The organism is Enterococcus sp. NBRC 3427 (assembly GCF_007996925.1).
Taxonomy (GTDB): domain Bacteria; phylum Bacillota; class Bacilli; order Lactobacillales; family Enterococcaceae; genus Enterococcus_B; species Enterococcus_B lactis.
Genome location: NZ_BJLL01000013.1, coordinates 44342 through 51536 on the forward strand (window position 1 = coordinate 44342; position 7195 = coordinate 51536).

8 protein-coding genes are annotated in these 7195 nt (G+C 37.2%); 2 read left to right on the top strand and 6 right to left on the bottom strand.

What is annotated here, in order from left to right; all coding sequences use genetic code 11:
• Positions 1-4 precede the first annotated feature (4 nt).
• Genes ESP02_RS04930 through lacG form a run of 3 tightly spaced genes read right to left on the bottom strand, consistent with a single transcriptional unit; the run spans position 5 to position 3433 of the window.
• Positions 5-1678, bottom strand: coding sequence for a PTS lactose transporter subunit IIBC (locus ESP02_RS04930; RefSeq protein WP_002288634.1), 1674 nt, complete (start codon positions 1676-1678; stop codon positions 5-7).
• A gap of 12 nt (positions 1679-1690) precedes the next feature.
• Positions 1691-2008 (bottom strand): PTS lactose/cellobiose transporter subunit IIA, encoded by a 318-nt coding sequence (locus ESP02_RS04935; protein ID WP_002288635.1) that lies wholly within the window; start codon positions 2006-2008, stop codon positions 1691-1693.
• Between the two features lie 24 nt (positions 2009-2032).
• Positions 2033-3433: a 6-phospho-beta-galactosidase gene (gene lacG / locus ESP02_RS04940; protein ID WP_002288636.1), complete on the bottom strand. Its 1401-nt coding sequence runs from the start codon at positions 3431-3433 to the stop codon at positions 2033-2035.
• Between the two features lie 236 nt (positions 3434-3669).
• On the opposite strand from lacG, the gene ESP02_RS04945 reads away from it, so the two are divergent.
• Together ESP02_RS04945 and ESP02_RS04950 are read left to right on the top strand one after the other, a co-directional pair.
• Positions 3670-4455 carry a DeoR/GlpR family DNA-binding transcription regulator gene (locus ESP02_RS04945; RefSeq protein WP_002288637.1) on the top strand — a complete coding sequence of 262 codons (786 nt, stop codon included), beginning with the start codon at positions 3670-3672 and terminating at the stop codon, positions 4453-4455.
• Between the two features lie 2 nt (positions 4456-4457).
• Positions 4458-5150 (top strand): HAD family phosphatase, encoded by a 693-nt coding sequence (locus ESP02_RS04950; RefSeq protein WP_002288638.1) that lies wholly within the window; start codon positions 4458-4460, stop codon positions 5148-5150.
• Between the two features lie 273 nt (positions 5151-5423).
• Here ESP02_RS04950 and ESP02_RS04955 read toward each other — a convergent pair whose 3' ends face one another.
• The 3 genes from ESP02_RS04955 to ESP02_RS04970 form a co-directional block, all read right to left on the bottom strand.
• On the bottom strand, positions 5424-5795 hold the full coding sequence (locus ESP02_RS04955) for a hypothetical protein (RefSeq protein WP_002288640.1): 372 nt from the start codon (positions 5793-5795) through the stop codon (positions 5424-5426).
• A gap of 399 nt (positions 5796-6194) precedes the next feature.
• Positions 6195-6425 carry a DUF6568 family protein gene (locus ESP02_RS04965; protein ID WP_002288642.1) on the bottom strand — a complete coding sequence of 77 codons (231 nt, stop codon included), beginning with the start codon at positions 6423-6425 and terminating at the stop codon, positions 6195-6197.
• Between the two features lie 93 nt (positions 6426-6518).
• Entirely contained in the window at positions 6519-6857 is a 339-nt protein-coding gene (locus ESP02_RS04970; RefSeq protein WP_002288643.1) for a hypothetical protein, read from the bottom strand.
• Positions 6858-7195 lie beyond the last annotated feature (338 nt).

The window sequence follows — 7195 nt, forward strand, 5'->3', positions numbered from 1 at the left end:
TCCTTTATTGAAATTGGTTCAGAATAAACTGAACAGCTTTTTCAGGATCTCTCGTTAATCCGATATATTCTGCTCCTTTTGTCGCAACCAGCTTGATTCCTAAGCGATCGGTGTCTTCTTTGATATCATCATAGTAAGAATTGACTTGCGGTGCTAAGACCACCATATCAAAATCCTGCAGCATTTCGTAATGAGAACCATAAGCACCCGCCATTGCACTGATCGGTGCTTTCGATTCAGATGCACCTTTTTTTAAAGCATTAGCTAACATCGCACTTGTCCCTGCGCCAGCACAAAGTACCAACACATTGATTTCTTTATTTGCATCGCTGATAACTTGACTCGCTGCCACAGGTACTTCCTCACGTACATCGGCAGAAGCACCTTCCTCGGTTGCGATCACCTCTGCTTTTTGTGCTTCTTTCTCTACTAAGACAGCATCGTATGCTTTGCAAAATGGTAGATAGATCAGGAAGTCAACGACGATTAGAACCGCTGCTAGAACAAAAGCTAAGATACCCATGCCCGTTCCTAGAACCAAACCGATCGGTGCTGGAGTTGCCCAAGGCAAAACGTACATAAAGCTGTTCATGCCCAATACATCGACAAAAAACTTGAACAAGCAAACGTTTACAACAGGTGTTAACAAAAATGGAATAAAAAAATAAGGGTTCAAAATCATGGGTGCCGCAAATAGCAATGGTTCGTTGACAGCGAAACTTACTGGAATAAAGGAAGCTTTCCCAACTGCCTTCAACTGCTTAGACTTAGCAAAGAGTAGGAAGATAAAAGGAACAACCAATGTTGCCCCAGTTCCTCCCATAGTTCCTACAAAATTCCCTAAACCCACCGTCAGTACTTTAGAAGCTTGTTCACCGGAATTGAACAATTGCAGATTGGTTTCCACATTGGCATAGATAATTGCCGCAATTGCCGGCTCCACGATCGACGGTCCATGAACACCGACAAACCAAAACAGCGCCATCGCTCCCCAGATAATAGCGATTCCTAAGTACCCGTCAGCTGCTGTAAATAGCGGCTGCAGCACCGTAATGATTGCTTCTGCAAATGAGATTTGGAAGATTTGTCGAATGCCTAAATCAATTAAAACGGCCGCAAATACTGAAAAAGAGAAAGGAAAAATATCTCGGAAGGTTTGCGAAATCGTTCCAGGAACTTCTTTAGGCATTTTAATGGTAATATCTTTCAGCACACAAAACTTATATAAATTAACTGTTAAAAATGCAGCGACAAAGGAAGCCAGTAGTCCCTTTGTCCCCATATATTCCGTTGAAAATCCACCTTCAATCGGAGAGACGCTTAACAACAGGAAACTTACCACAGAGGCCAGCATCACAGAGGTGGTGTTGATTACTTTGTTTTTCGGTAAGCGACGATTCATCGAATCAGCCAAGCAGCGAGCAGTGGTTGCTGAAACGAGTAACCCTACAACACCCATCGAATAATTATAGACTTTCCATAGCCATGTGGAGACAGATTCAGGCCATTGGTAACCAAAAATCTCAGGAACCGCAGCAATCAAAATGAAAATGCTTGAAAATAAAATAGCTGGCATCGCTGTTAAAAATCCGTCACGAACGGCTCCTAAATAACTATTACGTGAGATTTTTTCAAAAAATGGTTTCCCTTTTTCGATTTGTTTAATGATTCCATCCATAGCGTTCTTCTCCTATCCTTGATTCTGTCTGTACAGTACAATAAAGTCTTGAATCAGATCTCTCAGCAATAAAGTGGTCATTAAATGATCCTGCCCATGGATAAAAATGAATCCCATCTCCATCTCTTTCCCAGATGCTTCTTCCGCTAAAATTTTTGTTTGCGAATTATGTGCAAGGGTTAAATTTTCGTCGGCTTCTTTCAACGCCGAATCAACATGTTCAAAGTTTCCTTGTCTTACTTCTTTCAATAATTTCAATAATGTACTGCGAGCGTCGCCTGAATATGCAACGATCTCAAAACCAAGCATTTGTAATTCCTCTTTATTCATCTTTTCTTCCTCCATTATCACTTATTAAATAATCGTTTTGGTTTCACTGACCAACTTGTACCAGTAAGCTGATTCTTTTGGGTAACGCTTCTGGGTTTCAAAATCAACATAAAACAAGCCATACCTTTTGTTATACCCATTTGTCCATGAGAAAAGATCCATAAGCGACCACAAAAAATACCCCTTCACATTTACCCCGGCTGTTATCGCCTTGCTTAAGGATTCCAAATAGACTCTCAAATAGTCGATTCTCGGCTGATCCATAATAATGCCATCTTCAAACTGATCTTTATACCCCATCCCGTTCTCAGTGATATAGATTTTGTTGTAATGTGGGTAATCGCTTTTAATTCGCAGCAACAAGTCATATAGACCTTCTGGATAAATCAGCCAGTCCCAATCAGTTCGAGGAATTCCTTCTTTATAAATACGTTCTCCGATTCCCTTCACTTTATAAACAGAGGTCCCTTTTTCACCCGTACCGTTATGATGGATTGCATTTTCTCCATCGTAAGCTTTGACAAAATGGCATTGGTAGTGATTGATCCCTAAGTAGTCATTACGCGTGGATGCTTTTTTCAATTCAACGAAATCTTCTTCAGGAAAATGATAGCTGGCCTGATTTGCTTCACATATCTCATCAAGAGCAGTCAAGGTTTCAGTTGAATAATAGCCTAAATAGGTAGCATCTAATAAGAAACGGATCGACAATGCATCGTCTAAAAAGGCAGCATGCTTATCTTCCGGCGCGTCTGTTGCCGCATATTTCGTCTCTAATGAGTGAACTACACCAATTTCACCCGGAAGTTCGTTTTCTTTGAAATAGTTCACTACACGGGCATGAGCAACCATCATATTATGAAGACAGGCGACGATCTTTGTAAAATCATATTTGATTCCTGGTGGGAAAACACCTAACAAATATTGATTGGTTGCAACTGGATAGATTTCATTAAAGGTACTCCACACCTTGACTTCTTTGAATTCATGAAAACAAAAAATGGCATAGGAAACAAATGCTTCTATTGTTTCTCGATTCAAAAAATCTCCATGGTCAAACAAACGTTTAGGGGTATCAAAATGATGCAACGTCACAAACGGCGTTACGTTTCTTTTCTTACATTCTTCGAACACACGATGATAAAAAGCGATTCCTTCTGGATTTGGTTTCCCAGCTCCATCAGGAAAAATGCGGCTCCAAGCAATGGATAATCTTAGACCATTTACACCAAAACGTTCACACAATTCAATGTCCTTTGCATATTGATGATAAAAATCACTTGCCGGATCGGGACTGAATCGCCCTTGTTCCTCTAAAAAGTCATCCCAAGCAACAGCGCCTTTGCCACCTTCCTTAGTGGCTCCTTCAACCTGATAGGCTGCTGTGGCTCCGCCAAAAATAAAATCTTCTGGTAATTTAAGCATGTACATCTCTCCTCAAATCTATAATCAGTTTTCGCTCTTTCTAACTGATTGCATTGTAAACGCATCCAAAACATTTTTCAACAAAAACAAACACAAATAATCATAAAAACCAGAAAACAGCAATAAAATCTATTGTAACAAACATAAAAACCACCCTAAATGTTTACTTTTGTTTGAATTAGATTGACTGTTGTCCGTTTATATGATAGATTATCCTTAAATTAGAGGTGAAGACAATGTTGAAAAAAGAAAGATTGCTTACTATCGTAGAAATGGTCAATAAAAAAGGAATCCTTACCGTTAATGAAATCATCAATCAATTAGATGTTTCTGATATGACCGTTCGCAGAGATTTAGATGAATTAGAAAAATCGGGCAAGCTGCTGCGTGTCCATGGAGGGGCTCAAAGTCTTTCCTACACTTTAGATCAAGAACTTTCTCACACTGAAAAAGCCACTCTGCAGATTCAAGAAAAAAAAGAAATTGCTGCCACAGCAGCCTCCTTGATTCACGAGGGAGAAACGATTTTCTTAGGACCAGGTACAACAATCGAACTATTGGCGACGCATTTACTGAACAAGAAAATTCGGATCATTACAAATAATTATCCAGTTTTTGATATTCTTGCTCAAGCAGATGGACCAGAAATTCTACTGATTGGCGGTGATTTCCGGAAAAATACCGGCGCATTTGTCGGACCGATCACCAACGACAATTTAAGAAGACTAAAGTTTACAAAAGCATTTATCAGTTCAAATGGCGTTCACAACGAAGCGATCTCTACTTACAGTACCGAAGAAGGAGAAGCACAGCAGATCGCTCTAAATAATTCCCGTAAGAAATATCTACTCGTTGATAATAAAAAATTCAATCGAGATGATTTTTATGTGTTTTATAATTTGCATGATTTCGATCTGCTCATTACGGATCGCCAGATCTCGCGGGAGGTTCAAGAGCACTATGCACAATATGTCGATCTGCAAATTGCTGATTCAACCGAAAATACCACTATAGGAGCGTAACTATGAAAGGGATTATATTTGATTTCAACGGAACAATGTTTTTGGACTCTCATCTGCATGAAGCTGCTTGGCTGCATATGATACATGATCATACAAAAGATGGTTTATCAGACGAGGATATTTTAAAAAATATTCATGGTCGGACGAATACGGAGATTTTGAAACATTTCATTTCAGAGCATTTGACCGCCTCTGAGATCGCCGTATTGTCAGAAGAAAAAGAAAGCTATTATCGTATGCTTTGCTTGCAAAATGAAAACGAGCTTCAGTTGACAAAAGGGCTTGAAGCGACTCTTGACCAGCTGACTGACCAACAGATTCCATTAACGATTGCCACGGCTACTGTCAAAGAGAATGTTGCTTTTTATTTTGATATTTTCGATTTAGCCCGCTGGTTTGACTGGGACAAGATTGTCTATGACGACGGCTCTTTCCCTGGGAAACCGCAACCGGATATTTTTCTTAAAGCGGCAGACAAACTGAGCTTAGCTCCGGCTGATTGTCTTGTTATCGAAGATGCTTACTCAGGATTACTTGCTGCCAAACGTGCGGGGATCGGAACAATTATTGCAATTGATCCATTCGGTAAAAACAAAACAGTATTTGAACAGGCACAGCTAAATAAAGATGGAACCATCAAAGATTTTACTGGTTTTTGGACAGAGCACCTGTCTGCCACATCCGTTAATTCTTAAACGATTCAACTAACTACCAAAGAAAAGCAACTGAAATGCACACCTCCTTTTATAAAAAACTGCCAGTGAAACGACATGAAAGATACACTGCTATATCCTTAGTGAAATATAGCAGTGTATCTTTGACTTTTTCATTCTTTTAACCATATGACGCGTTCATCTCTATCTATAATTAACATTAAAAATAGTGTTTTCACATTATTTCTCAAACCAATCTTAAAAATCATCAGGAGTACTTTTTTGATATACTTTTATTAATGCTGGGCGTAATGGTTAAAAGATTTCCACTAGTTCCTCTCCACCAAGCTGAGTTGAAAAATGCTTATCTGTAAACAACATAGACAAAGAGGAAATAAACGTTTCCGTATCTTTCTCTGTCCCAAGGATATTAATTAATTTTCCTACTAGGTAAGTATCATTAAACTTAAGATCTGCCTTCACATCAAAAGTTTTGATAAAAGCTTTTATCATGCGTACAATTTTGTCTTTATCGCCATAATTGATTTCACCACTCATATCAATATAGTCACTAATCCCTGAAGAAATAATGGCAACTGCTTCTTCTTTCGCCTTATCAGATAATTCATTTAATGACTGGGATTGATTGATGACTTCTTGAGTTTTATCTGTTACGTAATCTCTCATTATCCTATAGGCATACTCCGCAAAGTAATCTTGAAAAAATTCTTCTACAGGGTAACCAACTTCGTTTTCCCAACCAGGAGAAATTTCATTATCAGTACTTATTAAATCTATTAAAAACCAACCCGTTCTCTGAGTGTTGATTCTATAATATTTTTAATTTCCTATATAAATCAAAAATATTATAGAATCAATAAGCTAATTAAGAAACAAACTTTAGAAACTCTAGAAGAACTTCTGAATTTATATAGAAGTGTGTAGCTACTTACTAAATATACAAAAGTTAAAATAAAATACTCTGGATACTCTTTATACTGCATTAAAGTTAGTAATATTAACAGCAAAGATATCGAAAAAACAATAACATAATATGTGTCAAAATTTTTCATAATAAGAACTCCCTTACTGTTGCATACTAACATAATCCAAAAACTCTTCTACTTCAGCTAAAGACATTCCACTTTCTTTAGTCCAAAAAACAGTTTTTTCTATCGATCCTTCTCTGTAAACTGTAAATGTCGGAGTCGAGTTAATTGAGTAGCGACTCTTGAATTCTTTCCACTCATTTTCATCTTCTCTAACTTTTGCTACATTCACGTAATAAATATTTTCTTTTCCCTTTTCTACCAGCATATCGAATAGCTTCCTGCTTTTGATGATCGATTTCTTGTGCTACATCTAGTAAATTTTCATCAATTTCTATATCATAAAGTATTTCACTAGTGTCTACATCCACAATATATACTTTTTATCAGTAGCAATTTTTGAGTAATCCGTTAAAATGATCTCAGTCTCGTCACTTTCATCAGTATAAATATACGTTAACAATGAACTCACCTTTTCAATCGGTGTTAGCTCTAAGCCTACTGTATTTTTTACTATTGAGTCATTATTTACCACCATAACTTCGTACTGTATATACCATCCTATTTGGTTTCCATCAATATCAGTAATTGGCTCACTAGCTAATGGAGTCTCCGGAACAATATTTTCCTGATATTTCTTAAACTCTTCTGTAGCACGAAAAAGGTTATCATGTTCCTCACTTGAAACTGGTTGAGTCATAGAAAATGTTACTTGGCTAAACAGAGGGAAAATAAACACTACAATCAACAAAGTATAAAAAAAAGCCCTTCTTTTTCATTTTTTATCTTCCAATCACAAATTGAAAAACTTATTCCTGCAACTTTGAGTCTAGTATCACAATCGACTGACTACAACTATTCATTTACATTCTACTTTAAGTTCCTCCTTAACCATTAATTTTATTAAAGATACTTGTAATAGTGATTCTCACAAAATTTCATGAAAAATACTTTATTACTGTATCTAAAATTCCAATACACAACTTATCGACTATTATCTGAAAACCAAAACTTATTATTCCTTGATGTTATTCTAGC